The organism is Streptomyces sp. NPDC001770 (assembly GCF_053596135.1).
In genome coordinates this window covers 20,262-46,186 of the sequence record NZ_JBSFFN010000013.1, presented here as the reverse complement: position 1 = coordinate 46,186, position 25,925 = coordinate 20,262, and the positions used below count along the sequence as shown (strand labels likewise).

Annotated in this window: 23 protein-coding genes; 15 read left to right on the top strand and 8 right to left on the bottom strand. The window is 72.5% G+C overall.

The annotated features are described in order from the left end of the window. Positions 1-17: 17 nt before the first annotated feature. Positions 18-1,160 carry an NADH-quinone oxidoreductase subunit D gene (locus ACWCSV_RS14100; protein ID WP_327177184.1) on the bottom strand — a complete coding sequence of 381 codons (1,143 nt, stop codon included), beginning with the start codon at positions 1,158-1,160 and terminating at the stop codon, positions 18-20. A gap of 81 nt (positions 1,161-1,241) precedes the next feature. Next, positions 1,242-2,213: an SAM-dependent methyltransferase gene (locus ACWCSV_RS14095; protein ID WP_451141862.1), complete on the bottom strand. Its 972-nt coding sequence runs from the start codon at positions 2,211-2,213 to the stop codon at positions 1,242-1,244. A 118-nt stretch (positions 2,214-2,331) separates the two neighbouring features. On the opposite strand from ACWCSV_RS14095, the gene ACWCSV_RS14090 reads away from it, so the two are divergent. Next, complete coding sequence (locus ACWCSV_RS14090; protein ID WP_451141860.1) at positions 2,332-3,531, top strand: sensor histidine kinase; 1,200 nt, start codon at positions 2,332-2,334, stop codon at positions 3,529-3,531. 38 nt (positions 3,532-3,569) lie between these two features. Further along, positions 3,570-4,244, top strand: coding sequence for a response regulator (locus ACWCSV_RS14085; protein ID WP_451141858.1), 675 nt, complete (start codon positions 3,570-3,572; stop codon positions 4,242-4,244). Between the two features lie 15 nt (positions 4,245-4,259). On the opposite strand, the gene ACWCSV_RS14080 is transcribed toward ACWCSV_RS14085, so the two are convergent. Continuing rightward, a complete protein-coding gene (locus ACWCSV_RS14080; RefSeq protein WP_451142089.1) occupies positions 4,260-5,372 on the bottom strand; it encodes a DUF5937 family protein in 1,113 nt (370 codons plus the stop codon). 104 nt (positions 5,373-5,476) lie between these two features. Between ACWCSV_RS14080 and ACWCSV_RS14075 the strand changes: the two genes are divergently transcribed. Beyond that, positions 5,477-5,653: a hypothetical protein gene (locus ACWCSV_RS14075; RefSeq protein WP_451141856.1), complete on the top strand. Its 177-nt coding sequence runs from the start codon at positions 5,477-5,479 to the stop codon at positions 5,651-5,653. A 58-nt stretch (positions 5,654-5,711) separates the two neighbouring features. Here the strand turns inward: ACWCSV_RS14075 and ACWCSV_RS14070 are convergent, their stop codons facing one another. Then, positions 5,712-6,857, bottom strand: coding sequence for a threonine aldolase family protein (locus tag ACWCSV_RS14070; RefSeq protein ID WP_451141854.1), 1,146 nt, complete (start codon positions 6,855-6,857; stop codon positions 5,712-5,714). 192 nt (positions 6,858-7,049) lie between these two features. On the opposite strand from ACWCSV_RS14070, the gene ACWCSV_RS14065 reads away from it, so the two are divergent. The 10 genes from ACWCSV_RS14065 to ACWCSV_RS14020 all read left to right on the top strand — a co-directional run bounded on the left by ACWCSV_RS14065 (position 7,050) and on the right by ACWCSV_RS14020 (position 16,056). Beyond that, a complete protein-coding gene (locus ACWCSV_RS14065; protein WP_451141852.1) occupies positions 7,050-8,027 on the top strand; it encodes a Rossmann-like and DUF2520 domain-containing protein in 978 nt (325 codons plus the stop codon). Next, positions 8,024-9,103 carry a pantoate--beta-alanine ligase gene (gene panC, locus ACWCSV_RS14060; RefSeq protein ID WP_451141850.1) on the top strand — a complete coding sequence of 360 codons (1,080 nt, stop codon included), beginning with the start codon at positions 8,024-8,026 and terminating at the stop codon, positions 9,101-9,103. Before ACWCSV_RS14065 ends, panC begins: the two co-directional genes overlap by 4 nt. Beyond that, the gene (locus ACWCSV_RS14055) at positions 9,100-10,776 is read left to right on the top strand and encodes an L-aspartate oxidase (protein ID WP_451141848.1); all 1,677 of its coding nucleotides are present in this window, start codon (positions 9,100-9,102) and stop codon (positions 10,774-10,776) included. Before panC ends, ACWCSV_RS14055 begins: the two co-directional genes overlap by 4 nt. Before the next feature lie 150 nt (positions 10,777-10,926). Continuing rightward, the gene (nadC, locus tag ACWCSV_RS14050) at positions 10,927-11,973 is read left to right on the top strand and encodes a carboxylating nicotinate-nucleotide diphosphorylase (RefSeq protein WP_451141846.1); all 1,047 of its coding nucleotides are present in this window, start codon (positions 10,927-10,929) and stop codon (positions 11,971-11,973) included. Further along, positions 11,973-12,770, top strand: coding sequence for a type III pantothenate kinase (locus ACWCSV_RS14045; RefSeq protein WP_451141844.1), 798 nt, complete (start codon positions 11,973-11,975; stop codon positions 12,768-12,770). The genes nadC and ACWCSV_RS14045 overlap by 1 nt, the downstream gene beginning before the upstream one ends. Positions 12,771-12,940: 170 nt before the next feature. Continuing rightward, positions 12,941-13,525: a hypothetical protein gene (locus tag ACWCSV_RS14040; RefSeq protein ID WP_451142087.1), complete on the top strand. Its 585-nt coding sequence runs from the start codon at positions 12,941-12,943 to the stop codon at positions 13,523-13,525. Positions 13,526-13,621: 96 nt separating this feature from the next. Continuing rightward, positions 13,622-13,801 (top strand): hypothetical protein, encoded by a 180-nt coding sequence (locus ACWCSV_RS14035; RefSeq protein ID WP_327177195.1) that lies wholly within the window; start codon positions 13,622-13,624, stop codon positions 13,799-13,801. A gap of 623 nt (positions 13,802-14,424) precedes the next feature. Beyond that, a complete protein-coding gene (locus ACWCSV_RS14030; RefSeq protein ID WP_451142085.1) occupies positions 14,425-14,979 on the top strand; it encodes a BlaI/MecI/CopY family transcriptional regulator in 555 nt (184 codons plus the stop codon). Between the two features lie 9 nt (positions 14,980-14,988). Next, a complete protein-coding gene (locus tag ACWCSV_RS14025; protein WP_451141842.1) occupies positions 14,989-15,558 on the top strand; it encodes an amino-acid N-acetyltransferase in 570 nt (189 codons plus the stop codon). Positions 15,559-15,714: 156 nt separating this feature from the next. Next, positions 15,715-16,056 carry a histone-like nucleoid-structuring protein Lsr2 gene (locus ACWCSV_RS14020; RefSeq protein WP_451141840.1) on the top strand — a complete coding sequence of 114 codons (342 nt, stop codon included), beginning with the start codon at positions 15,715-15,717 and terminating at the stop codon, positions 16,054-16,056. On the opposite strand, the gene ACWCSV_RS14015 is transcribed toward ACWCSV_RS14020, so the two are convergent. Further along, complete coding sequence (locus tag ACWCSV_RS14015; protein ID WP_451141838.1) at positions 16,035-16,727, bottom strand: SCO3374 family protein; 693 nt, start codon at positions 16,725-16,727, stop codon at positions 16,035-16,037. The two genes, ACWCSV_RS14020 and ACWCSV_RS14015, sit on opposite strands and share 22 nt — an antisense overlap. 518 nt (positions 16,728-17,245) lie before the next feature. Between ACWCSV_RS14015 and ACWCSV_RS14010 the strand changes: the two genes are divergently transcribed. Then, positions 17,246-19,777, top strand: a complete 2,532-nt coding sequence (locus ACWCSV_RS14010; RefSeq protein WP_390958465.1) for an ATP-dependent Clp protease ATP-binding subunit — start codon at positions 17,246-17,248, stop codon at positions 19,775-19,777. 112 nt (positions 19,778-19,889) lie between these two features. Here the strand turns inward: ACWCSV_RS14010 and ACWCSV_RS14005 are convergent, their stop codons facing one another. Both ACWCSV_RS14005 and ACWCSV_RS14000 read right to left on the bottom strand, forming a co-directional pair. After that, positions 19,890-23,210: an NACHT domain-containing protein gene (locus ACWCSV_RS14005; RefSeq protein ID WP_451141836.1), complete on the bottom strand. Its 3,321-nt coding sequence runs from the start codon at positions 23,208-23,210 to the stop codon at positions 19,890-19,892. A gap of 26 nt (positions 23,211-23,236) precedes the next feature. Continuing rightward, the gene (locus ACWCSV_RS14000; protein ID WP_451141834.1) at positions 23,237-23,596 is read right to left on the bottom strand and encodes a trypco2 family protein; all 360 of its coding nucleotides are present in this window, start codon (positions 23,594-23,596) and stop codon (positions 23,237-23,239) included. Positions 23,597-24,069: 473 nt separating this feature from the next. Here ACWCSV_RS14000 and ACWCSV_RS13995 point away from each other — a divergent pair, with 473 nt between their 5' ends. Beyond that, positions 24,070-24,777: a M23 family metallopeptidase gene (locus tag ACWCSV_RS13995; RefSeq protein ID WP_451141832.1), complete on the top strand. Its 708-nt coding sequence runs from the start codon at positions 24,070-24,072 to the stop codon at positions 24,775-24,777. A 123-nt stretch (positions 24,778-24,900) separates the two neighbouring features. Here ACWCSV_RS13995 and ACWCSV_RS13990 read toward each other — a convergent pair whose 3' ends face one another. Next, positions 24,901-25,806 carry an A/G-specific adenine glycosylase gene (locus ACWCSV_RS13990; protein ID WP_451141830.1) on the bottom strand — a complete coding sequence of 302 codons (906 nt, stop codon included), beginning with the start codon at positions 25,804-25,806 and terminating at the stop codon, positions 24,901-24,903. Positions 25,807-25,925: the final 119 nt, after the last annotated feature.

Here is a 25,925-nt window from a genome sequence, read left to right as displayed (position 1 = left end):
CGGGGGTTTTCCGCGAGCTACTTGTCGATGTCACCGACGACGAAGAAGAGCGAGCCGAGGATCGCGACCATGTCGGCGACCAGCGTGCCCGGCAGCAGCTCCGTGAGCGCCTGGATGTTGTTGAACGAGGCGGAGCGGAGCTTCAGCCGGTACGGCGTCTTCTCGCCCTTGGAGACGAGGTAGTAGCCGTTGATGCCGAGCGGGTTCTCGGTCCAGGCGTAGGTGTGGCCCTCGGGGGCCTTGAGCACCTTGGGCAGCCGCTGGTTGATCGGCCCGGGCGCCAGCGCGTCCATCCGGTCCAGACAGGCGTCCGCGAGGTCCAGCGCGTTGACCGTCTGCTCCAGCAGGCACTCGAAGCGGGCCAGGCAGTCGCCCTCGGTCCGGGTGACGACCTTCAGTACGTCGGCCAGCTCCCCGTACGCGAGGTACGGGTCGTCGCGCCGCAGGTCGAAGTCGACGCCGGAGGCGCGGGCGATCGGCCCGGACACCCCGTACGCGTGCACCGCCCCGGCGGTCAGCACCCCGACGTCGCGGGTGCGGCCCCGGAAGATCTCGTTGCCGAGCACCAGGTCCTCGTACACGTCCATCCGCGAGCGTACGGAGGCCACCGCGTCCCGGGCCCGGCCGAGCCAGCCCGCCGGGAGGTCCTCCTTGAGGCCGCCGACCCGGTTGAACATGTAGTGCATCCGGCCGCCGGAGACCTCCTCCATCACCGCCTGGAGCTCCTCGCGCTCCCGGAACGCGTAGAACATCGGCGTGATGCCGCCGAGTTCGAGGGGATACGACCCGAGGAACATCAGGTGGTTGAGGACGCGGTTCAGCTCCGCCAGCAGCGTCCGCGTCCAGACGGCCCGCTCGGGGACCTCCATGCCGAGCATCCGCTCGACGGCCATCACGACACCGAGTTCGTTGGAGAACGCCGACAGCCAGTCGTGGCGGTTGGCGAGCATCACGATCTGCCGGTAGTCGCGGGCCTCGAAGAGCTTCTCGGCGCCCCGGTGCATGTAGCCGATGACCGGCTCGGCGCTCAGGATGCGCTCGCCGTCCAGGACCAGCCGCAGCCGGAGCACACCGTGCGTGGAGGGGTGCTGAGGACCGATGTTGAGCACCATGTCGGTGCTCTCCGCCGCGCCACCGATGCCGACCGTCGTCTCCGTCATGCGGCCCAGTATTCCTTGCGCGGTCGTCCCCTCGCGCGGACGGTCGGACCCGCACGCACGGAGCGGTGCGGCCGACGGCGCTCACTCCACCCGCTGCACCAGCCAGCCGAAGTCGCCGAGCCCGCCGCGGGCGGTGAGTTCGGCCGCCTCGCCCGCCGCCGCGAGCGCCCGGAGGTACCCGGCGGGGTCGGTGGAGGCCAGCGCCAGCGGCGGCCGGCCACCGCTGACGCCGAGGCGGCCCAGGGCGGCGCGCTGGTCGAGGAGTTCGGGCGCCGGCCCGCCGGGGGGTGCCCCGGCGGCGGCACAGGCGTCGAGGGCGACATGGGCGGTGAGATCGCAGGAGCCGTCCGGCACCGGGTCCACCTCGCGGCCGGCCCGGAACCCGGTCAGGGTGCCGAACGGCGGCCGGGCGCCGCGTACATGGGCGTAGTCCACGGCCACCGCGCGCCCCGCCGCCAGCGAGCCGACCGCCTCGGCCCACGCCAGGTCGCGCGGCAGCCCGATCTCGGCCCGGTCGCCGGGGGCGGCCGGTGTCCACCAGCGCTCCAGCCACCGCGCGTCCGCGCCGGACACCGGACCGCCCAGCCGCTCCGCGCCGTCCGAGGCCCGGACAAGGACGTACCGGGCGGTGCCGTCCGCATCGACTTCCGCCACGTCGAGCGGCACGTTGTCCAGCCACTCGTTGGCGAAGAGCAGCCCGGTGACGCCCTGCGGCAACCGCGCGCACCACTCGATCCGGTGATCCAGGCCCGGCGGACGGTCCGCGAGCTCCACGGCGTACGCGGTGATCCGCAGCCCCGCCGGAGCGGCGGCCAGCACCCCGGCGGCCAGCTCCCCGTGCCCCGCGCCCATGTCCACCAGGCCGACGGTGTCCGTACCCAGCTCCTCGGCGGTCTCCGCGAGCAGCCGGGCCACCGCCGAGGCGAAGAGCGGGGAGGCGTGCACCGAGGTACGGAAGTGCCCGGCCGGGCCCTCCGGCCTCCGGTAGAACCCACCGTCGCCGTACAGCGCGGCCCGCGCCGCCGCACCCCATCCGAGCCATTCTTCCGTCACGGGGCCAAGTCTCCGGCATCGCTCTCCGGCACCTCTCCACCTTCGGGAGTACGGGCCGCCGTACCGGATCGGCCCTCCGGTTGACCCGGGTACCCGCGCCCTTCCCTACGCTGGCAACGTGCAGCGCCTCTACGACTTCCTCCGCAGACACCCGACGGGCGTCGACTGCTTCTGGGCCGTCGTCCTGCTCGGGCTCTCCGGGGTGGCCTTCGTGGCCGAACCCCCGGCAGGGCTGCGGGAGCGGGTCTGCTCGGTGCCGGTCATCCTGGGGCTCTGCGCCGTGATGGCGCTGCGACGGCGGATGCCCGAGCGGATGCTGCTGCTCGCCCTCGGGATCGGGATCGCCCAGGTTGCGCTCGGCGTCGAGACGGGCATCGCCGACTTCGCCCTGCTGGTGATCATCTACACCGTCGCCGCGGCCGGGGAGCGCTGGGCGTCCCGGCTGGCGCTCGCCTGCGGCCTGCTCGCCGCCGGGATCTCGCAGGCGCGCTGGCCGGAGCAGGAGGGCGGCTGGGTCCAGCAGGCCTTCGTCGTGGTCGTGCTCACCGTGCCGTTCGTGCTCGCCTGGGTGCTCGGTGATTCGCTGCGGACCCGGCGCGCGTACTTCCGCGCGCTGGAGGAGCGGGCCGCCCGGCTGGAGCGCGAACGCGAGGCCCAGTCCAAGGTGGCCGTCGCCGCCGAGCGCGCCAGGATCGCCCGCGAGCTCCACGACGTCGTCGCCCACAACGTCTCCGTGATGGTGGTCCAGGCCGGCGGCGCCGCCTATGTCATGGACGCGGCACCCGACCAGGCCCGCCAGGCTCTGGAGACCATCTCCACCACCGGCCGCCAGGCCCTCGCCGAGATGCGCCGGCTGCTCGGGGTCCTGCGGACCGGAGACACCGAGACCAGCGGCGAGTACGTCCCCCAGCCCGACGTCGAGCAGATCGACGAACTCGTCGAACAGGTCCGCAAGGCCGGCCTCGCCGTCGACTTCACCGTCGAGGGCACCCCGCGCCCGCTGCCCAGTGGCGTCGAGCTGACCGCGTACCGCATCGTGCAGGAGGCGCTCACCAACACCCGCAAGCACGGCGGCCCCGACGCCGGGGCCAGCGTGCGGCTGGTCTACTTCGACGACGGCCTCGGGCTGCTCGTGGAGGACGACGGACGCGGCGCCCCGCACGAGCTGTACGAGGACGGCGGAGCGGACGGCGCGGGCCACGGCATGATCGGCATGCGGGAACGGGTCGGCATGGTCGGCGGCACCCTCGACGCGGGCCCCCGCCCCGGCGGCGGCTTCCGGATCAGCGCGCTGCTCCCGCTGAAACCGGGCACCTGACCCCCACTCCACACCCCACGAGACAGGACCCCCGACCCATGACAGCCATCCGCGTGATGCTCGTCGACGACCAGGCGCTGCTGCGCACCGGCTTCCGCATGGTGCTCGCGGCCCAGCCGGACATGGAGGTGGTCGCCGAGGCGGGCGACGGCGCCGAGGCGATCGAGGTGCTCCGCGCCACCGCCGTGGACGTCGTCCTGATGGACGTCCGCATGCCGAGGCTGGACGGGGTGGAGGCCACCCGCCGCATCTGCGCGCAGGAGAACCCGCCGAAGGTGCTCATCCTGACCACCTTCGACCTGGACGAGTACGCCTTCACCGGGCTCAAGGCCGGGGCCGGCGGCTTCATGCTCAAGGACGTGCCGCCCGGGGAGCTGCTGAACGCGATCCGCTCGGTGCACAGCGGGGACGCCGTCGTCGCGCCGTCCACCACCCGGCGGCTGCTCGACCGGTTCTCCCCGATGCTGCCGAGCGCCACCTCCAGCCCCGGCGACAAGCGCGTGGAGCGGCTCACCGAGCGGGAGCGCGAGGTGATGCTGCTGGTCGCCCAGGGGCTGTCGAACGGCGAGATCGCGGGTCGGCTGGTGCTCTCGGAGGCCACGGTGAAGACGCACGTCGGCCGCATCCTCACCAAGCTCGGGCTGCGCGACCGGGTCCAGGTCGTCGTCATGGCCTACGAGACGGGGCTGGTCCGCGCGGGCGGCGCGCGCTGACCCGACGCGCCGCGCTCAGCGGAGCACGCCCTCCAGGAAGTCGCTGCCGAGCCGGGCGACGACCGTCAGATCCAGCTGGTGCAGTACGTACCGGCCGCGCCGGCGCGTGGTGACCAGGCCCGCCTTCTTCAGCACCGACAGGTGGCGGGAGACCTCGGGGGAGGTGATGCCGTGCGCTTCGGCCAGCTCGCCGGTGGTGTGCGGGGCGCGGGCCAGGTTGCGGCAGAGCCGCAGCCGCTGCGGGTGGGCCAGCGCCTCCAGGCGCAGCCGGACGAGCTCCACCGAGGCGGGCGAGGGCAGCTCGGGGCGGTGCACCGGGTAGAGGATCACCGGCCGCCACGCCGGGGCGTGCCCGATCATCAGGTGCGGCCAGCCGAAACCGGTGGGGACGAGGGTGATGCCGGGCTCCACTCCGGGGCCGGTCGCGGTGGTCCGGGCCGCGTTCAGCTTGTCGACCACGATCCGCTCGCCGTCCTCGCTCAGCGAGAGCGCCGCCGAGACCGCGCCGACCGCCTCGGCCAGCCCCTTGCGGCGGAGCACCTCCGTCTTGTGCCGGGCGTCGGCCACCAGCGGGATGCGGGCCCGGTTCCAGGTGTCGGCGAAGAACGCCTCCTCGCAGTCCTCGAAGAGCCGCCGGAGCCAGGCGCGTACCGAGCCCGGGTCGGCCAGCAGCCGTTCGGTGAAGTCGGTCTGGCGCGGGCCGCGCGCGGCGGCCATGTCCCGTGCTCGCTCGCCCGCCGCCGCGTTCGTCAGCGGGGACGCGGTGCCCGTGCCGTAGAAGGTGCAGGAGGTGAACTCCAGGGCGGCGGAGACGAACTGCTCCTCGCTCAGCCGGTCCAGGGTGTCCATGTCCTCGGCGAGGGTCGCGCCGGCCCGGCCGCTGCCGCCCGGCAGACCGGCGAACGGCACGAAGATGTCGGAGAAGGTGTTCCGCCAGAGGAACTCCGCCTCGTGCAGCCGGTCCGCCAGGTCCGGCGGGAGCGCGGCGGCGGTCGCGGTGACCCAGCCGTGCAGCCCGGGGTGGTGCCCCGGCTCCGAGAGCGCGTGCAGCGCCATCCCCAGCTCGGCCAGGGGGGAGGTCTCGAAAAGGATGCGGTCGGCGGGCAGCCCGGCGATGTCGATGGTCACGCTCACCCGACCATGGTGCGGGGTGCCGGCCCGGCCGCGCACTTCGCTTGACGGGAGACGTCAATCGGCGCGCGGTGCGGGGCGGGTCCGCGCAGGCTGAAGCCATGGACGCGATACAGCAGCAGATGTACGACACCTGGCGTGCGGGCAGGCGGGGCGAACGCCCGCCGCCCCTGCCCGGCACCCACGACCGCGAGGTCCTGCACGACCTCCGCCGCCGGTACCGCGCCCGCCGCGAGGCGGAAGCCCGCAGAAGGGCCGGGGCCTGGCGGGGGTGGTGACGGCGCGGGTGGTGACGGCGGCGGGCCCGCCGGCCACCCCGCCCGGCCCCGGACCGGCTCAGCCCAGGCGGGCGACGAACGCGCGCACCGCGTCCCGTACGTCCTCGGCCGTCCACTCAAGACCCGGCGCGTTCACGGTGACCTCGGTGTACGCGACCCCGGGCGGCAGCTGGGAGCCCGCGGACCAGCGGCGGAAGAGGGTCGTGCCGGTCTCCTCGGCCTGGCGCACCGAGGCCTCGTCCAGCACCTCGGTGGAGTACGGCAGCCAGAGGTGGAACTGATGGGTGTGCGGGGGCTCGGGGCGCAGCCGGAACCACGGCACCGCCGACTCCTGGAACGCCTCCGTCAGCGCACCGGCGACCACCTTGGCATGGGCCACGTACTCGGGCAGCCGGGGCAGCTCGTTCTCCAGGCCGATGAGGGCGGCGAGCGCGGCAGGGTACTGCTGGAAGAGCTGGCCGCCGTAGCGGTGCCGCCAGGTGCGGGCCTCCTCGATCAGTGTCCGGGGGCCGGCCAGGGCCGCTCCGGACATGCCGCCGAGCGACTTGTAGAAGGAGACGTAGACGCTGTCGGCGAGGCCCGCGATCTCCGGCAGCCCGCGCCCGAAGTGCGGGGTGCACTCCCAGAGCCGGGCGCCGTCCAGGTGCACCACCGCGTCGCGTTCCCGGGCCGCCGCCACGACCTCGGTCAGCTCCTCCCAGGCCGGCAGGGTGAAACCGGCGTCCCGCAGCGGCAGCTCCAGCATCAGGGTGCCGAACGGCTCCGCGAAGTCGGCGACCTCCTCGGCGGTGGGCAGCCGGGGCGCGGTCGTCGGATACACCGTCCGCAGCCCGCTCACCGCGCCGAGCGCCCCCCTCTCGTGGACCTCGGGGTGGGCGAGCGGGTGCAGGGCGACGGTGGCGTTGCCGGTACGCGCCGCCCAGCACCGCAGCGCGACCTGCTGAGCCATCGTGCCGGTCGGGAAGAACGCCGCCGCCTCCATGCCCAGGAGCCCGGCCACCCGCTTCTCGACCTCGGCGACGACCCCGTCGCCGTAGATGTCGGCCGGTTCGTCGGTGTCGTACACCGATCCGGCGCCGGCCGCGAGGGCGGCCAGCTGATCGCCGAGCGTGCCGTCGGAGGAGGTGCGCGCCAGGATGCGGCGGGAGGCCTTCCAGGCGGTCAGCCTGCGCTGCCGCATCTTCTGTTCGTCCGTTGCTGCCATGCGACGATCATCGCCCGCCCGGTCCGGGCCGCCCACCCGGGGGTTTCGCGGGCGGTCGCGGGAGACCCGGTGCCCGGCGCGGGAAGTTACCCACAGGCTGTGGACAGAGCGGAACCGGGGCGGGGCGCTGGCGTAGCATGCAGAGGAATCGTCCGGTACCCCCCGCGGACTGGAACGGAAGGCCATAGCCGCGTGAACACGACATCTCCGAGAGATCCTCTCGACGCCAGGGACCGCCCCGCCCGCCTCACCGTGGGCGTCGTCGGAGCGGGCCGCGTCGGCCCCGCCCTCGCCGCCTCGCTCCAGCTCGCCGGGCACCGCCCGGTCGCCGTCTCCGGCGTCTCCGACGCCTCCCGCCGCCGGGCCGCCGCCCTGCTGCCGGACGTACCGCTGGTGACGCCCGCCGAGGTCCTCGCCCGCGCCGACCTGGTGCTGCTCACCGTCCCCGACGACACCCTGCCCGGCCTGGTCCAGGGGCTCGCCGACACCGGCGCCGTCCGGCCCGGCCAGCTCCTGGTCCACACCTCGGGGCGGTACGGCACCCGGGTGCTGGACCCCGCGCTGCGCGCCGGGGCCCTGCCGCTCGCCCTCCACCCCGCGATGACGTTCACCGGCACGCCCGTGGACGTCCAGCGCCTGGCCGGCTGCTCCTTCGGGATCACCGCGCCCGAGGAGCTGCGGCTCGCCGCCGAGGCCCTCGTCATCGAGATGGGCGGCGAGCCCGAGTGGATCGAGGAGGAGGCCCGCCCGCTCTACCACGCGGCGCTCGCCCTCGGCGCGAACCACCTGGTCACGCTGGTCGCCGAGGCGATGGAACTGCTCGCCAAGGCAGGGGTCTCGGCCCCCGACCGGATGCTCGGCCCACTCCTCGGCGCCGCGCTCGACAACGCCCTGCGCTCCGGCGACGCCGCCCTCACCGGCCCGGTGGCGCGCGGCGACGCGGGCACGGTCGCCGCCCACGTCGGCGAGTTGCGCGCGCACGCCCCGCAGATGGTCGCGGGGTACCTCGCGATGGCCCGTGCCACCGCAGACCGGGCCCTCGCGCACGGTCTGCTCAAGCCCGAGTCCGCCGAGGACCTGCTCGGCGTCCTCGCGGACGGCGCACGCGGCACCGGCCGCCCGGCCGGCCCCGCACCCACCGACGACGACGAGCCGGGGGAGCCCCGATGAACGCCGCACCCGCCACCTCCACCGCACCGGGGAACACCGCCGCCCTCCTGCACACCGCCGCCGCGCTGGAGGCGCTGGACCGCCCGGCGGGCGCCCGCCGCGTGGTCGTCATGACGATGGGCGCGCTGCACGACGGCCACGGCACCCTGATCCGGGCCGCCCGCGAGGCGGCGGGACCGGGCGGCCAGGTCGTGGTCACCGTCTTCGTGAACCCGCTCCAGTTCGGCGAGGCCGCCGACCTGGACCGCTATCCGCGCACCCTGGACGCCGACCTCGCGGTGGCCTCGGCGGCCGGCGCGGACGTGGTCTTCGCCCCCTCGGCCGAGGAGGTGTACCCGGGCGGCGACCCGCAGGTCCGGATCACCGCCGGACCGATGGGCGAGCGCCTCGAAGGCGCCTCGCGCCCCGGGCACTTCGACGGGATGCTCACCGTCGTCGCCAAGCTCCTCCACCTGACCCGCCCGGACGAGGCGCTCTTCGGACAGAAGGACGCCCAGCAGCTCGCGCTGGTCCGCCGGATGGTCCGCGACCTCAACTTCGGCATCGGGATCACCGCCGTACCCACCGTCCGGGACGCCGACGGCCTCGCGCTCTCCAGCCGCAACCGGTTCCTGTCGCCCGCCGAGCGGCGTACCGCCCTCGCCCTGTCGGCCGCCCTCTTCGCGGCCCGCGACCGGCTCGCCGCCCAGCAGGCGCTGCGCGAGCGCGCCCTGGCCACCGGCGGCCCGGGACGGGAGGGGAACAGCTCCGGTCCGGCGGGCACCGGCACCGACCGGGTCGCCGGGCTCAACGCGCTCGGCGAGTCCCGCCTCGCCGCCGACGCCCAGGCCGTGGCGCTCGCGCCGCACGGCAGCACCGCCGAGGCCGTCCGGGCCGCCGCGCGGACCGTCCTGGAGGACGCCGCCCGAGCCGCCGAGCCGCTCGTGCTCGACTACCTCGCCCTGGTGGACCCGGCCGACTTCACCGAGGTCCCCGACGACCGGGACGGCGGCGAAGCCGTCCTCGCCGTCGCCGCCCGGGTCGGCGCCACCCGTCTGATCGACAACATCCCCCTCGACCTGGGAGCCCTCTCGTGACCGGAATACGGCTGACCGCCCCCGAACCCGGCTGGACCATCGACGCCGACGTCGTGGTCATCGGCTCCGGCGTGGCGGGGCTCACCACCGCCCTGCGCTGCGTCGCCGCCGGACTCGACACCGTCGTCGTCACCAAGGCGCGCCTGGACGACGGCTCCACCCGCTGGGCCCAGGGCGGCATCGCCGCCGCGCTCGGCGAGGGCGACACCCCCGAGCAGCACCTCGCCGACACCCTGGTCGCGGGCGTGGGCCTCTGCGACGAGCCGGCCGTCCGCACCCTGGTCACCGAGGGCCCCGGCGCGGTGCGCCGGCTCATCGGCACCGGGGCGCTCTTCGACACCGACGAGAGCGGCGACATCGCCCTCACCCGCGAGGGCGGCCACCACCGGAACCGGATCGTGCACGCGGGCGGCGACGCCACCGGTGCCGAGGTCTCGCGCGCCCTGGTGGAGGCGGTACGCACCCGCGCCCTGCACACCATCGAGAACGCCCTCGTCCTCGACCTGCTCACCGACGCCGAAGGCCGTACGGCGGGTGTCAGCCTGCACGTCATGGGCGAGGGTCAGCACGACGGGGTCGGCGCGGTCCGCGCTCCCTCGGTGGTGCTCGCCACCGGCGGCATGGGCCAGGTCTTCTCCGCCACCACCAACCCGCCGGTCTCCACCGGCGACGGGGTGGCGCTCGCGCTGCGGGCCGGGGCGGAGATCTCGGACCTGGAGTTCGTCCAGTTCCACCCCACCGTCCTCTTCCTGGGCGCCGACTCCGAGGGCCAGCAGCCGCTGGTCTCGGAGGCGGTACGCGGCGAGGGCGCGTACCTCGTCGACGACGCCGGTACGCGCTTCATGACCGGGCAGCACGAGCTGGCGGAACTCGCCCCCCGCGACATCGTCGCCAAGGCCATCACCCGCCAGATGCAGCTGCGCGGCACCCAGCACATGTACCTCGACGGCCGGCACTTCGGCGCCGGGATGTGGGAGCGGCGCTTCCCCACGATCCTCGCCGCCTGCCGCGAACACGGCATCGACCCGGTCACCGAGCCGATCCCGGTCGCGCCCGCCGCGCACTACGCCTCCGGCGGCGTCCGTACCGACCTGCACGGACGCACCACCGTGCCCGGCCTGTACGCCTGCGGGGAGACCGCCTGCACCGGAGTGCACGGCGCCAACCGCCTCGCCTCCAACTCCCTCCTGGAGGGGCTCGTCTTCGCCGAGCGCATCGCCGCCGACATCGCCGAGCGCCGCCCCGCCCGCACCGAGGCGGTCCACCCCGAGGGCGGTCCGCGCGCCGCGCTGCTCGACCCCGGGGCCCGTACGACGATCCAGCGGATCATGACCCGCGGCGCCGGGGTCCTCCGCTCCGCCGAGAGCCTGGCCGCCGCCGCCCGGGAGCTGGAGGCGCTGCACGACGGCGCCCCGGGCTCCGGCGCGCCCGACGAGAAGGCCGCCGTACCGGGCGTCGAGGCGTGGGAGACCACCAACCTGCTGCTGGTCGCCCGGGTCCTGGTCGCCGCCGCGTCCGCGCGCGCGGAGACCCGGGGCTGCCACTGGCGCGAGGACCACCCCGAACGCGACGACGAGAACTGGCACGCCCATCTCGTCGTACGCGTCGGGGAGGACCGGAAGCTCGCCGTGCGCCGTACCGAGGGCGCCGACTTCGACCCCGTACGCCCGTAACCGACGTAACCGACCGCGCCCCACAGCACCACAGCGCCACCGCCCCACAGCGCCACCGCCCCACAGCGCCACCGCCCCACAGCGCCACCGCCCCACAGCGCCACCGCCCCACAGCACCGCACCGCCCGACGCCCCCGAGGAGCCGCAACCGTGAGCACGCCCGAAGAGAACCGCCCGACACCGGTGGACGTTCCGCTGATCCACATCGGGGCCCCCGCACCGTCCGCGGGCGGCTGCGGCGACCACTGCGGCTGCGCCTCCGACGAGTACGACCCCGACGCCCTGGAGTGCGGCCTCGACCCCGCGCTCGCCGAGATGCTGGCCGAGGCCGGACTCGACCCCGTCCAGGTCGAGGACGTCGCGCACGTCGCCATCGAGGAGGACCTGGACGGCGGGGTGGACGTCACCACCGTCGCGACCGTCCCCGAGGACGCCGTCGCCACCGGTGACTTCACCGCCCGCGAGGACGGTGTCGTCGCCGGTCTGCGCGTCGCCGAGGCCGTGCTCTCCATCGTCTGCACCGACGACTTCGAGGTCGAGCGCCACGTCGAGGACGGCGAGCGCGTCACCGCCGGCCAGAAGCTGCTGACGGTCACCACCCGCACCCGCGACCTGCTCACCGGCGAGCGCGGCGCGCTCAACCTGCTCTGCCGCCTCTCCGGCATCGCCACCGCCACCCGTCAGTGGGCCGATGTCCTGGAGGGCTCGAAGACCCAGGTCCGCGACACCCGCAAGACCACCCCGGGGCTGCGCGCGCTGGAGAAGTACGCGGTCCGCTGCGGCGGCGGCGTCAACCACCGCATGTCGCTCTCCGACGCGGCCCTGGTCAAGGACAACCACGTGATCGCGGCCGGCGGCGTCGCCGAGGCGTTCAAGCGGGTCCGCGAGGAGTTCCCCGAGCTGGCCATCGAGGTGGAGGTCGACACCCTCCAGCAGGTCCGCGAGGTGCTGGAGGCCGGCGCCGACCTGATCCTGCTGGACAACTTCACCCCGGGCGAGACCGAGGAGGCCGTCGCGCTCGTCGCCGGGCGTGCCGTGCTGGAGTCCTCCGGCCGGCTCACCCTGGACACCGCCCGCGCCTACGCCGACGCGGGCGTCGACTACCTCGCGGTCGGCGCGCTCACCCACTCCTCGCCCATCCTCGACATCGGCCTGGACTTCCGCGAGACCGCCGCCACCGGTGAGGCCGGCGCCTGATGCTGCTCACCATCGACGTCGGCAACACCCACACCGTCCTCGGGCTCTTCGACGGTGAGGAGATCGTCGAGCACTGGCGGATCTCCACCGACTCCCGGCGCACCGCCGACGAGCTGGCCGTGCTCCTCCAGGGGCTGATGGGCATGCACCCGCTGCTCGGCGTCGAGCTGGGCGACGGCATCGAGGGCATCGCGATCTGCTCCACGGTCCCATCGGTCCTGCACGAGCTGCGCGAGGTGACCCGCCGCTACTACGGCGACGTGCCCGCCGTCCTCGTGGAGCCCGGCATCAAGACCGGCGTACCGATCCTCATGGACAACCCCAAGGAGGTCGGCGCCGACCGCATCATCAACGCGGTCGCCGCGGTCGAGCTGTACGGGGGCCCGGCGATCGTCGTCGACTTCGGCACCGCCACCACCTTCGACGCGGTCTCCGCGCGCGGCGAGTACACCGGCGGTGTCATCGCCCCGGGCATCGAGATCTCGGTCGAGGCGCTCGGCGTCAAGGGTGCCCAGCTCCGCAAGATCGAGCTGGCCCGCCCGCGCAGCGTGATCGGGAAGAACACCGTCGAGGCCATGCAGGCGGGCATCGTCTACGGCTTCGCGGGCCAGGTCGACGGCGTCGTCACGCGGATGAAGCGCGAGCTGGCGGACGACCCCGACGACGTGACCGTCATCGCGACCGGCGGCCTTGCGCCAATGGTGTTGGGCGAGGCCTCCGTCATCGACGAACACGAGCCCTGGCTGACCCTCATCGGGCTCCGCCTGGTCTACGAGCGCAACGTCGCGCGGATGTAGCCGGGAGGCGTCGTCGCAGGTGTGCACCCCGGCGCACCTGCGACGACGCCGCCCGGAGACGGCGCGGCGGCACTTGAACGCGCCGCGCCACAGGTGACCAGTTAAGAGGATTTTGTCCCTTTAGCACGTACTGTCGCGCCATGCCCACGCCCTACGGTTCACGAGGCGGCATGGCGTTCGGTGCGGACGAGCTGCGGGTACTCCGACGCGCTCTCGCCGTTGCCCTCCACCCCATGCCCTTGCCCGACGAGGATGTCCAGGACTGCCTGCGGCTCGCGGGAGCGGTGGACGATGCGGTCGGCGAGGCGGGCCGGCTCCGCGCGTTCCTGCTCGCCGACCTCGCCCGCTACCGCGCCGCCCTCCCCGGCTCCGTCAGCGGCTACCTGGAACTCCTCCAGGACGCCCTGGCCGCCGGCTACGACCCCAGGGCGGACGACCTCGCCGCCTTGCGCGCGCTGCGCGGCAGACCGGTCGCGGCGGCGCTCCTGGAACGCTGCCGGATGCTCGCCGAACGCTCGGTGCGGGCCCGGCTGGCGGGCCGCAGTGCCGCCCTCACCGCGCCGGGCCCCCGCAGCCGGCTGCTCGCCCTGCCGGGCGGCCGCGCGGCGGCGGAGCCCCAGCGCCCCCCGAGCCCGGCCGCGCCGTCCCGGCCGCCGGCGCCGGGCGACCGCCCGATGCCCAAGCCGTCCGAGGTCTTCCCGCCGCGCCGCCGCCCGGTTCCACCGCCGGAGGAGGAGCGCCGCGCCGCCGGCTGAGCGCCCGGCGCGTTCCCGTGACTACGGCGGTCCGGCCCCCGACCCACCGGGAGGGGCGCTGCGGGCCGCCGTACCGCGCTCGCTACTCTGGACGGCATGGACTACGTGAAGGCGCTCATTCCGCCTGTCGTGATGGCCGCATTCTTCATCCGCCTCGTGATGACGATCGTGAAAAGCCAGGGTGGGCCGAACAAGGCCAAGGAGGACGCGGCCGTGGACGCCGCCCTCGCCCGCGCCGAGGCCGCCCGCCAGACCCCGGCTGCCGAAAGCGCCTGAGCGGCGCATTCCCCGGGTGCCGCGGTCGGTTTTCGCCCGGCGGTTTCCCCTGCCCCGGGTGCTCCGGCGTAACCGGCGCGCGCGTCCGGTGGCCGTATGCGGTGGCTGTATGCGGTGGCTGTATACCGGGCCGACGAGCGGCGCCCGTATACGGCGCCCGCGTGCGGCGTTCGTATGCGGTGTTCGCGGACGGCTGTGCCCCGCGGTGGTATCCGGCGTTCCTCCCGGTGCCCGGCCTTGAATCGTCCCGTGTTCCGGCGTTTGCGCGCCCGTTTTCCCCGGCGCGGGTATCCCCGGAGTCCGTGGTTTCCCCGCGTCGCGTGTCGTGCGTGTCTGCCCTCCGCGCAACCGACCGCGCGGACGGTTATCGACCCCGTCGACCGGCGCGCGGGACATAATTCGCGCCCCCCATGCCACGCGCACAACCCGGCGCACTCCAAGAGCGCACGACTCGCATCGAGCCGTGTGCCTTTTTCTGTCCTCTTCGGGGTTCTTGTGGTTCTCGGGGTTCTCTCCCTGTTCTCCGGATCGGGGCCTCCCGGGAAAAATAACTACGCATTTCGGACATCTCGGATTAAGGTGGCCGTGTGCCCCGTCAATTGGGAGAGCTGGAAGACGCCGTGATGACGCGCGTCTGGCAATGGAACCGCCCCGTCACCGTGCGAGAAGTCCTGGAAGACCTTCAGCGCGAACGCTCGATCGCTTACACGACCGTCATGACGGTTATGGACAACCTTCACCAGAAGGGGTGGGTCCGCAGGGAAGTCGACGGCCGGGCTTATCGATATACGGCCGTCTCCACGCGCGCCGCCTACTCGGCCGCACTGATGAACGACGCCTGGTCGCGGAGCGACAACCCCGCCGCCGCACTCGTCGCCTTCTTCGGAATGATGTCCGCCGAGCAGCGGGAGGCCCTCAGGGACGCCGTACGGATCGTCTCTCCTGGTACGGGTGGCGTGGCGGCGCAATCGGCGCCCCCCGCGGGCCCGGCGGGCGGTACGGGCGATGGCGCGTCCCGGGAACCGGCCGAAGACCCGGCCCAAGACCCGGCCCAAGACCCGGCCGAAGTCCCCGCCGGCTCCGGCGCCGAACTCCCTGCCGAAGTCTCCACCGAACCCGCCACTGAAGTCCCCACCGAAGACCCGGCCGATCGCACGGCCGAGGACGGCGGGCGATAGCGTCGGGACATGTCTGCAGACCTGACGCAAAACGAGTCGGAAACCGAAGGTGAAACCGACTCGGCGGTTGAAAAGCCCGCCATCACCGTCCGCCGTGCCAGGACCAGCGATGTGGGCGCGGTGCGCCGGCTGCTCGACGGCTACGTGACCGACGGCATCCTCCTGGACAAAGCGACGGTCACCCTTTACGAGGACATCCAGGAGTTCTGGGTCGCGGAACGCGACCAGGACGCCCGGGTGGTCGGATGCGGCGCACTCCACGTGATGTGGGAAGACCTCGCCGAAGTGCGAACTCTCGCCGTCGATCACCGGGTCAAGGGCACCGGAGTGGGCCATCAGGTTCTCGGCAAGCTGTTGCAGACCGCTCGCTGGCTCGGGGTCCGCCGAGTTTTCTGCCTGACCTTCGAAGTGGACTTCTTCGCCAAGCACGGGTTCGTGGAGATCGGCGAGACGCCGGTCGACACGGATGTCTACAGTGAGCTGCTGCGTTCCTATGACGAGGGTGTCGCCGAGTTCCTCGGTCTCGAACGAGTGAAGCCGAACACCTTGGGCAACAGCCGGATGCTTCTGCACCTGTGATGGGTAGAACTGCGCCGATCCCGAAGGCGATCCCTATGTCCGATACGCGCCCGTTTCCCGTGTTCCCCCGGTCCTGAACCTCTCCCTGGGGTTTGTGTTTTCCCGGGAAAAGCGGTTTCCTTTCCGCGTACTCCATTTTCGATGAAAGGATATCTCGTGGCGCAGAAGGTTCAGGTCCTTCTTGTTGACGACCTCGACGGCGGCGAGGCGAACGAGACCGTCACGTTCGCGCTGGACGGCAAGACCTACGAGATCGACCTCACCACGGCCAACGCGGACAAGCTCCGTGGCCTTCTCGAGCCCTACGCCAAGAGCGGACGCCGCACCGGCGGCCGTGCTGCCACGGGCCGCAAGGGCCGTGCGCTCGGTGTAGGCACGGGCGGCAACAAGGACACTGCCGAGATCCGGAAGTGGGCCCGCGAGAACGGCCACAACGTGAACGACCGCGGCCGCGTTCCCGCAGAAATCCGCGAGGCCTACGAGCAGGCCAACGGCTGACCCGATGGCCTGTCGGCCGGCGGACGTACCCGGGAACGCCTCAAACGGACCCGGTGGCATTCCGTCGCCGCCATATCCACCAGCCGTACGAGATCGGGAGCATCCCCACCCCTGCTCCCGAAACCCGCGAGGGCCGGAAGGACCAGGTCCGTGCCCCGCGGCGGCTCGGGGGGCCGCAGCCAGAACGCGGCCCCCGGCGGACAGGGCCACGGCGCCCCGGGCGGTGCCGGTGCGGTGATCCCGCCACCGGCTCCGATGCCCACGAGATCGAGTGCGATGCCGCCCCACTCCAGCCAGTCGAGCAGCGCGGGCAGTTCCTCCGCGCTCCCGGCGGCCACGAGCAGCAGCATCCGGCCCCGCGCCACCGCCACGGGGCCGGTGCGTCCGAACCGGCGCAGCACCGCGCGACCCGCGGCGGCGGGCAGCTCCAGTACGTCGAACCGCACCCCGGTCAGCAGCGCCGGCGGGCGGCCCCGGTCGGTCGCCCAGCCGAGTTCGTCCTCGTACCACCGCTCCATGGCCGAGGCCGTGTGCTCCGGACGCTCCGCGATCCCGGTGCGGCCGGCCTCCCGGCGCGTTCCCGCGTCCGGGTCCGGCCCGCGACCCGAGGGGACCAGCGCCGACGTGTCGGCCCGCTGCGGGGCGCGAGGGGGCGGGACGATGGGGCTCATGTGCGAAGAACCGCCGGACCGCCTTCCGGGTTACGCGAGGGACTCCCGCCACCGTGTGAGGCCTTCCCGCCCGCGGGGCCGCGGGGCGCGGTGGGACACGGCGGATGTCACGCGCCGTGTGCGGAAGGTTGCGAAGGGTTCCCGTCAAGGGCGTGCGCGGGAGCGTCCGGCGCCACGCGGTTGTTCGCCCGTAGCGGAGGGAACGGGCGCGCGCCGCATGGACTGTCTGTAATTGCGGGTAAGACATGACTGGTGGGAAGGGGCGACACGAGGACCGGGGCGTCTCACGTTCGCCACCGGCGTAGTGGTGACAGGGGTATCTGCCTGGCCTGCGGGAACATCGTCTCGCACCATCGGGTTGGAGCAGGTGTCGGCTGATCGGCAAGGTTTCCTCGCTGCTGCGGGGGTGATCCGGTCGGCAGTTGGAATGAGCGGTCCCCGCTTGCGGGACTAAGCTGCGGAAGGACAGGGAGGGGACCGACCCCTAACTGCCTGACCGCTCTGAGGAGCGATTAACGATGTTCGAGAGGTTCACCGACCGCGCGCGGCGGGTTGTCGTCCTGGCTCAGGAAGAAGCCCGGATGCTCAACCACAACTACATCGGCACCGAACACATTCTCCTGGGCCTTATCCACGAGGGTGAGGGTGTCGCCGCTAAGGCCCTGGAGAGCCTCGGGATTTCGCTCGAGGCGGTCCGCCAGCAGGTGGAGGAGATCATCGGCCAGGGCCAGCAGGCCCCGTCCGGCCACATCCCCTTCACGCCCCGAGCCAAGAAGGTCCTGGAGCTGTCGCTCCGCGAGGCCCTCCAGCTCGGCCACAACTACATCGGCACCGAGCACATCCTGCTCGGCCTGATCCGCGAGGGCGAAGGTGTCGCCGCGCAGGTCCTGGTGAAGCTGGGTGCCGACCTCAACCGGGTGCGGCAGCAGGTCATCCAGCTGCTCTCCGGCTACTCCACCAGCAAGGAGGCCGCCACCGCCGGCGGTCCCGCCGAGGGCACCCCCTCCACCTCCCTGGTGCTGGACCAGTTCGGCCGCAACCTCACCCAGGCCGCCCGTGAATCCAAGCTCGACCCGGTCATCGGGCGCGAGAAGGAGATCGAGCGGGTCATGCAGGTGCTGTCCCGCCGGACCAAGAACAACCCGGTCCTCATCGGCGAGCCCGGCGTCGGCAAGACGGCGGTCGTCGAGGGCCTGGCCCAGGCGATCGTCAAGGGCGAGGTGCCCGAGACCCTCAAGGACAAGCACCTCTACACCCTGGACCTCGGCGCCCTGGTCGCCGGCTCCCGGTACCGCGGTGACTTCGAGGAGCGCCTGAAGAAGGTCCTCAAGGAGATCCGCACCCGCGGCGACATCATCCTGTTCATCGACGAGCTCCACACCCTCGTGGGTGCGGGTGCCGCCGAGGGCGCGATCGACGCCGCGAGCATCCTGAAGCCGATGCTGGCCCGTGGTGAGCTCCAGACCATCGGTGCGACCACGCTCGACGAGTACCGCAAGCACCTGGAGAAGGACGCCGCTCTCGAGCGCCGCTTCCAGCCCATCCAGGTCGCGGAGCCGTCGCTGCCGCACACCATCGAGATCCTCAAGGGCCTGCGCGACCGCTACGAGGCCCACCACCGCGTCTCCATCACGGACGAGGCGCTGGTCCAGGCCGCCACCCTGGCCGACCGGTACATCTCGGACCGCTTCCTCCCGGACAAGGCGATCGACCTGATCGACGAGGCCGGTTCCCGGATGCGCATCCGCCGGATGACCGCGCCGCCGGACCTCCGCGAGTTCGACGAGAAGATCGCGGGCGTCCGCCGCGACAAGGAGTCGGCGATCGACTCCCAGGACTTCGAGAAGGCAGCTTCCCTCCGCGACAAGGAGAAGCAGCTGCTGGCCGCGAAGACCAAGCGCGAGAAGGAATGGAAGGCCGGCGACATGGACGTCGTCGCCGAGGTCGACGGCGAGCTCATCGCCGAGGTCCTGGCGACCGCCACCGGCATTCCGGTCTTCAAGCTGACGGAGGAGGAGTCCTCCCGTCTGCTGCGCATGGAGGACGAGCTCCACAAGCGCGTCATCGGCCAGAAGGACGCCATCAAGGCCCTTTCCCAGGCGATCCGCCGTACGCGGGCCGGTCTGAAGGACCCGAAGCGCCCCGGTGGCTCGTTCATCTTCGCCGGCCCGTCCGGTGTCGGTAAGACCGAGCTCTCCAAGACGCTCGCCGAATTCCTCTTCGGCGACGAGGACGCGCTGATCTCCCTCGACATGTCGGAGTTCAGCGAGAAGCACACGGTTTCCCGCCTCTTCGGTTCGCCCCCCGGTTACGTGGGCTACGAAGAGGGCGGCCAGCTCACCGAGAAGGTGCGCCGCAAGCCGTTCTCCGTCGTCCTCTTCGACGAGGTCGAGAAGGCCCACCCCGATATCTTCAATTCCCTGCTCCAGATTCTGGAAGACGGTCGCCTGACCGACTCCCAGGGCCGGGTCGTGGACTTCAAGAACACGGTCATCATCATGACGACCAACCTCGGGACCCGGGACATCTCGAAGGGCTTCAACCTGGGCTTCGCCGCCCAGGGCGACGTCAAGACGAACTACGACCGGATGAAGGTCAAGGTCAACGAAGAGCTCAAGCAGCACTTCCGGCCCGAGTTCCTGAACCGTGTCGACGACACCGTCGTCTTCCACCAGCTCAGCCAGGAAGACATCATCCAGATCGTCGACCTCATGGTCGCCAAGGTGGATGAGCGTCTCAAGGACCGTGACATGGGCATCGAGCTCAGCACGGACGCGAAGAACCTGCTCGCGAAGAAGGGCTACGACCCCGTGATGGGCGCCCGGCCGCTGCGCCGGACGATTCAGCGCGAGATCGAGGACATCCTCTCCGAGAAGATCCTCTTCGGCGAGCTGCGCCCCGGCCACATCGTGGTCGTCGGCACGGAGGGCGAAGGCGACGAGAAGAAGTTCACCTTCCGCGGCGAGGAGAAGTCGGCACTGCCCGACGTCCCGCCGGTCGAGTCGGCCGCCGGTGGCGCCGGCCCGAACATGACGAAGGACGCGTCGTAGTTCCAGGCGCGGGCGCGTGAGTTCGATCGCGTGAGGTGAAGGGGCTGCCCCGGACCGGTATCGGTCCGGGGCAGTTTCTTTGTCCGTGCGGTGTGCGGGTCCGCGCGAGGGCTCAGGGCGGTGTCACGGTCAGACGGGTGCTTCCCAAGCCCTCGGCCCCGACCAGGGTGCCGCCGCCCGGGAGCACCTCGATGTGCAGGGCCGGCAACCCGCGCAACGGGCTCACGTCGATCGTCGTCCCCGATCGGCCGCGCAGGGTGAGGCGCCGCAGGGCCGGGAACAGGTCGCGCACCGGACGCAGATCGGCGCCGGACCCCTGGCCGACCACGAGGGAGAGGGCGGACAGCTGAGGCAGCGGCTCCTCGTCGTGGGGCCAGGGGCCGCCGAGCGCGTGCGTGAGGCTGACCGCCGTGATGCGCGGGGCGGCCCGGAGAGCGGTCACCAGGGACTCCAGTGAGGCGACCTTTCTCAGGCGCAGCGTCTGGAGCGAGGTCCACTCGCCGAGGTTGTCCAGCTCCACGGCACCGGATGCGCGGAGGGCCAGCGCTCGGAGGTCCGGGAGGGACGGAACCTCGCTCAGGCGGCCGGTTGCCGACACCAGGTCCAGTTCCAGGTGCTGCAGCCACGGTGCCTCTCTGAGGACGCGGAGCCGCTCCGGCGGCAAGTGGCCGATACGGAGGATCAGCCGCCGGAGGGCAGTCCACTCCTTGAGCGGTGAGAGATCGGCTACGCCGGTGCAGCCGTCGAGGGTGAGCCGCCGGATCTGCCCACGATCGTGGAGCACCGAGAGGTCGGTGAGCAACGGATTGCGCAGGTGGGTCAGGGATTCGGGGCGGATGTGCCGCAGGCCCTGTCGCAGGTCCGCGTCCTCGAACGGTCCGTCGAGAGTGAGGGCCACGGCCCGCCCGGCACCGCCCAGGTACGGCAGGGCGAGCAACTCCGCGCGATTGCCGACGGACAGGTGGGCACCGTCCAGTCGCCCCTTGCCCAGTACGTCCCTCGCGAACTCCTCGGTGGGGAAGTTCGGCCACTCGGAGGACAGGTCGAGGGCCGACTCGGGGGAGGCCGCGACCCATGCGCGGGCGTACGCGAGAGCCTCCCGCCCGCCGACCGCCCCGAGCAGCCAGACGGTGAACCGTCTGTCGCCGGGATCGGTCGGGAGGGACGACGGAGCCGGCAGATGGGCCAAGGCGTCCGCGCCGAGGGACCCGAGCAGGTCCGCCATCTCCAGCGAGCTCGGCGGGAAGAGTTCGGACAGCGCCGCACGCACCCGCTCCCGCGTCCCGTCGTCCAGCCACGTCGCCTGCTGGGCGGAGAGGGCGGCCAGCACGCGCACGGCCGCCACGCCGTAGGCGCCGAGCGCGTCCTCGTCGTACGACTCCGCCTGGTCCAGCAGTCCGTTGACCAGCGCGGAGAGCTGGCTGCGTCCGCAGTGTCCGGACGCCAGCGCGATCACGTCCGCCCACGCCTCGTTGTGGGCGGCCCGCAGCAGTTCGTTGATCTGGTCGGACTCGACGAATTCGGCTGCCGCCAGGTAGTCCTGAAAGGTGCGGTGGGCGAATTGGTAGCTGTCGTCGGCCCGTTCCTGGAGAAGGCCGCTGCGGTTGAGCAGGTGGGTGAGGATCGCGTCCGTCGTTCCCTGCCTCCGCACCCGTTCCATGCCCGCCAGCGCCCGGTCCAGCTGGTGCAGGGCCTGATCACGGGAGAACTCCGTCTGCCCCTCGCGTACCAGCCAGATCGCGATCCGCTGGAGGAGCAGCATCTGGTCCTCCACCTCCATGGTGATGCCCTCGGGATGCGTGATGCCCCGCCGCTGGTCGCGGTTGCCCAGGAGCATGCCGAGCGCGGACCGGTAGAGCTTCCAGCGGGTGGTCGGGAGGAAGCCCTCCTGCCTCCGGTGCAGCGCGCAGATCACCGCGCAGAGCAGGGGAGTACGGGCCAGGTCGCTCAGCGTGCGGTTGGTGCGGAACTGCCGGGCCAGATCCCGTTCCAGTTCACACAGGCGCTGGTCGTCGTCGGCCAGCCGTGCGGCCCGGTGCCAGGCCGCCACGAACGCCTGGATGTCCTCGTTCCGCAGGGGAAGCAGCCGCAGTTCCTCGAAGCCCTCGGCGGCCAGCCAGTCCGGTTCGACGGCGAGCGGGCGGACGGTGGCCACGCAGCGGGTCTCCGGGTAGCGGGCGAGAAGGCGGGCAAGCCAGGTGTAGGCCTCCTCCCGCTCTTCGGACGGCACCTCGTCCAGCCCGTCCACCAGGAGGAGGCCACGGCCCGACTCCAGCACGCGCCCGGCCCAGCCTTCCGGGGAGGTGTCCACGGCCAGCCGGGCGGCCTCCGGGAGGCCTGAAGGGCCGGGCAGTCGCTCATTGCGAGCCCGGAGCGTGCGCAGCGGGACGACGAATGGGATGAGGCCGTCGAGGGCCGCCAGCCGGGGCGGCAGCGTTCCGGCGACGGCATGGGCGGCCAGCCACCACAGCAGGGTGGTTTTCCCCGCTCCCGCGTCGCCCCGGAGCAGAACCCGGGGGCGGTCGGTCAGGAGGTCGTCGATGCGCCGGGGAGCGGTCCTGGTTCCGGAGAGACGGACGTCCTTGCTTGTCCACCGGCCCTCCGTCTCCGCCTCCAGGCTCAGATACGCGGTGTCCAGGTCCCACTCGGAGTCGCGCCGCCCCAGCTCGTCCAGCCCGAAGATCCTGGTCTTGCGGTAGGCCGCGCCGAGGGCGTGCGCGTACTCCTCCTCGTACCGCACGTCGTCCGGGTGGTGGCGGTGGACCCTCTCCGCTGTGAGGGTGGCCCCGGTCGCCGACTCGTACGCCCAGCGGAAGCCTTCGGCGTCCACCACCGCGCTCAGCGGCACGCACTCCACCCGCCGCCCATCACGCCCGGGCGGGATCCGGCGGGCGATCCCGAGGAGTGCGGCCCCTGCGAAGACCGGGCCCCCGGAGAGGCCGCGCAGCGAGGCCTCTCCGGCCACGTCCGCGGCCGGCGGAGGCCCGTCCAGCTCGCAGACCAGGAGGTCGCGCAGGCGGCCCGCCAGGGGCAGCACGGTGGCGGTGTACTGGTCGGCCTCCAGGTGGCGCTCGGAGCCGTAGCGCTGGACATCAGGGAAGCCGGTGATCTCGCAGAGGAGGAGGGCCTGCGTGGCGGCCAGCACACCGAGGCGGACGGGAGGGACGGCGAGGAAGGGCCCCTCGGCCTGGAGGAGGGCCGCATCCAGCTCGGTGTCCGCCCAGACGACCCTGGCCGGTGTGGGCGCCGACAGTTCCGGGTGGGCGATCAACGCCAGGTCGTCCCCGCGCAGCACGTGCGCGCACGTGAGCACGAGCCGATCGGTGAGCAGGACCCCGCTGCCCTGATGCGCTCCGGAGGCGCCGCCAGCGTCCAGGACGACGACGGTGCGGTCCGTGGGGCGTACGGGACGTGGGCGACGTACGTGCCGCATGCGGGGCACCGGAGGAAGCACCCCGCTCATGCGCCGTCGCGTCCCCGTCCGAAGTGAGCGGTGCTGCCGCCCGGGGCGTCGTTGCCGATCTCCAGCGGGCCGGAGCCGTCGGCCTTGCGGGGGCTCAGGGTGAAGGCGACCTTGTGCGTGGTGCCGGTGGTGCGGGAGGCGTCGGCGCCTGCCTCCACCACCCACGCCTTGACCTTGCCGCCCGCCTTGGCCTCCTTGCGGAGCTCCAGGGTGAACTCCATCTGGATGTCGCCCACGCCGAAGACGACGGGGCGTCCGGTGGCGCGGGCCGCGGCCTCGATGAGCTGGTTGCGGACGGATTCGACGGCGTCGGCCAGTTCGATCCGGTCCACGGGGTGGGTCTCTTCGGTACTCATGGCAGCCCCCGGTACCGCCTGCCCGGCGGCGAGATGACGTGGCGTGCCGAAGGTCCCAAAGCGGACATCCCTTGGTCCCACCGGCGGTGACAAGGCGCACAGGCCATTTCGAGCCTACTAGGACGGTTCGTAGCGGCGCTCGGGATCACCGGAAGGTCTTTGGTCCCGGAGGCGGCCGGGACCTTCGAAAGTCGAAACGATCTGCCGTGATTCTGGGGTTTCATCCGATTTCGACCGGCTTCACCTGGTGTTTAGCGGCTCGCGGCGGGAGGTTCCCGGGGCTCGCGCGGCTTCTCCGGCGGGACGTCCCGCCCCCGATTCCATGTGTCCGGTCTACGGCTTTTCCTCGTAGATGGGGTACTTGAGCATCGCTCCAGGGCGGGTTACCAATGTGGAGCAAGCCCGGACAAACGCTCGGGTTTCACCCTCGGACAGAACGACCGGGGGCCCCCATCTTCGGAGGACCTACTCGTATGTCGAAGCGCGTTACGACCCCCACCCGCCCGTCCACCTCTCGTGTCCGCGGCGCTGTCCTGGCCGCCGGTCTGGGAGCGTCGATGGTCCTGGGTGCTGGCGCGGCGTTCGCCTCCGGCACCACGGGCACCGTCGCCCTCACCAGTGCCACCACCGCCGACGCGGTCGCCAAGCAGGCGTCCGCCCAGAACAAGGCCGCTGTGGACGCCAAGAAGTCCGCCGCGGAGCAGGCCGACAACGCCAAGAAGGCCGCGGCCGCCAAGCAGGCCGCCGCGAAGAAGAACGCCGCCTCGTGGCAGGTCCCGGTGAAGCACTACACCCTGAGTGCCACCTACGGCACCGGCGGCGACCGCTGGGCCCACAAGCACTCCGGCCAGGACTTCGCGGTGCCGATCGGCACCCCGGTCCACGCGGCCCACACCGGTACGGTCGTCAAGGCCGGCCCGAACGGTGGCGGCGACGGCCCCGCGTACGGCAACGCCATCGTGATCAAGCACGCCAACGGCAAGTTCACGCAGTACGCGCACCTGTCGAAGATCGACGTCCGCATCGGCCAGACCGTGAAGACCGGCCAGGAGATCGGTCTCTCCGGCAACACCGGTAACTCCAGCGGCCCGCACCTGCACTTCGAGGTCCGGACCACGGCCAACTACGGCTCGGCGATCAACCCGGTCAACTACCTGCGGACCGTCCACGTGTCCGTCTGACCGATCGGGATCGCGCCCAGCGCTGAGCACGGCTGATCCATGAAGCCCCGGGACTGTTCCAGTCCCGGGGCTTCGCCATACCCGGAGCGATCGGGCCCGGACGATCCGGTGCCGCGGCAGCCGTCAGGTCAGCGGCAGCCGGTAGAGGCCGCTCGCCAGGGGCTCCACCAGCCCGTCGGCCACCAGGCCGTCCAGGGCTCGGGCCCGCTGCACCGGCTCGTCCCACACCGCGTCCAGGGCGGCCTGCGAGACCGGGGCGACGGAGTCGCGGAGCACCGCGAGGAGCCGTCCGCGCACCTGCCGGTCCGTACCGGCGTAGGCCTGCCCCCGGCGGGCAGGGCCCTGGTGCGCGGGCTTCCCGGCGAGCAGCCAGGCGCACTGCGAGGCGATCGGGCAGCGCGAGCAGTCCTCGTTCTTCGCGGTGCAGACCAGCGCGCCGAGCTCCATCGTCGCCGCCGCCCAGGCCGCCGCCCGCTCGTCCTCCTCGGGGAGCAGCGCGCGGGCGAGCTTGCGCTCGGCGGCGGTGGTCGCGTTCGGCGGGTACTGGATGCCGGTGGCCGCCCGCGCGAACACCCGGCGGACGTTCGTGTCGAGCACCGCGTGCCGCTGCCCGTACGCGAACGAGGTGACCGCCGCCGCCGTGTACTCGCCGATCCCGGGCAGCGCCAGCAACTGGGCGTGCTCACTCGGTACGTCGCCGCCGTGGCGTTCCGTTATGGCCTGGGCGGCGCCGTGCAGGCGCAGTGCGCGGCGCGGGTAGCCGAGCCGGCCCCAGGCGCGGACCGCCTCGCCCGGCGCCTCGGCGGCCAGGTCTGCCGGGCGCGGCCAGCGGGCCAGCCACTGCTCGTACACCGGGAGGACCCGGTTCACCGGGGTCTGCTGGAGCATGAACTCGCTCACCATCACGCCCCAGGCGCCCGCCTCGGGGCGGCGCCAGGGCAGATCGCGGGCGTGCTGCTCGAACCACCCGATGACGGGGGTGTGGAGGAGGGAAGCGGGGGGCGTGTGTGTCGAAGTCGTGGCAGTCATCGCACCTACGATCCTGGCACGGAAGCCCCGGCGACGGTCACGGGCACGGGGGTGTCGCCCCCCGGCGAGAGCCTCTGGGCGAACAACGCCACCCGTTCTGTCCCCTCTGTGCCGGTCTC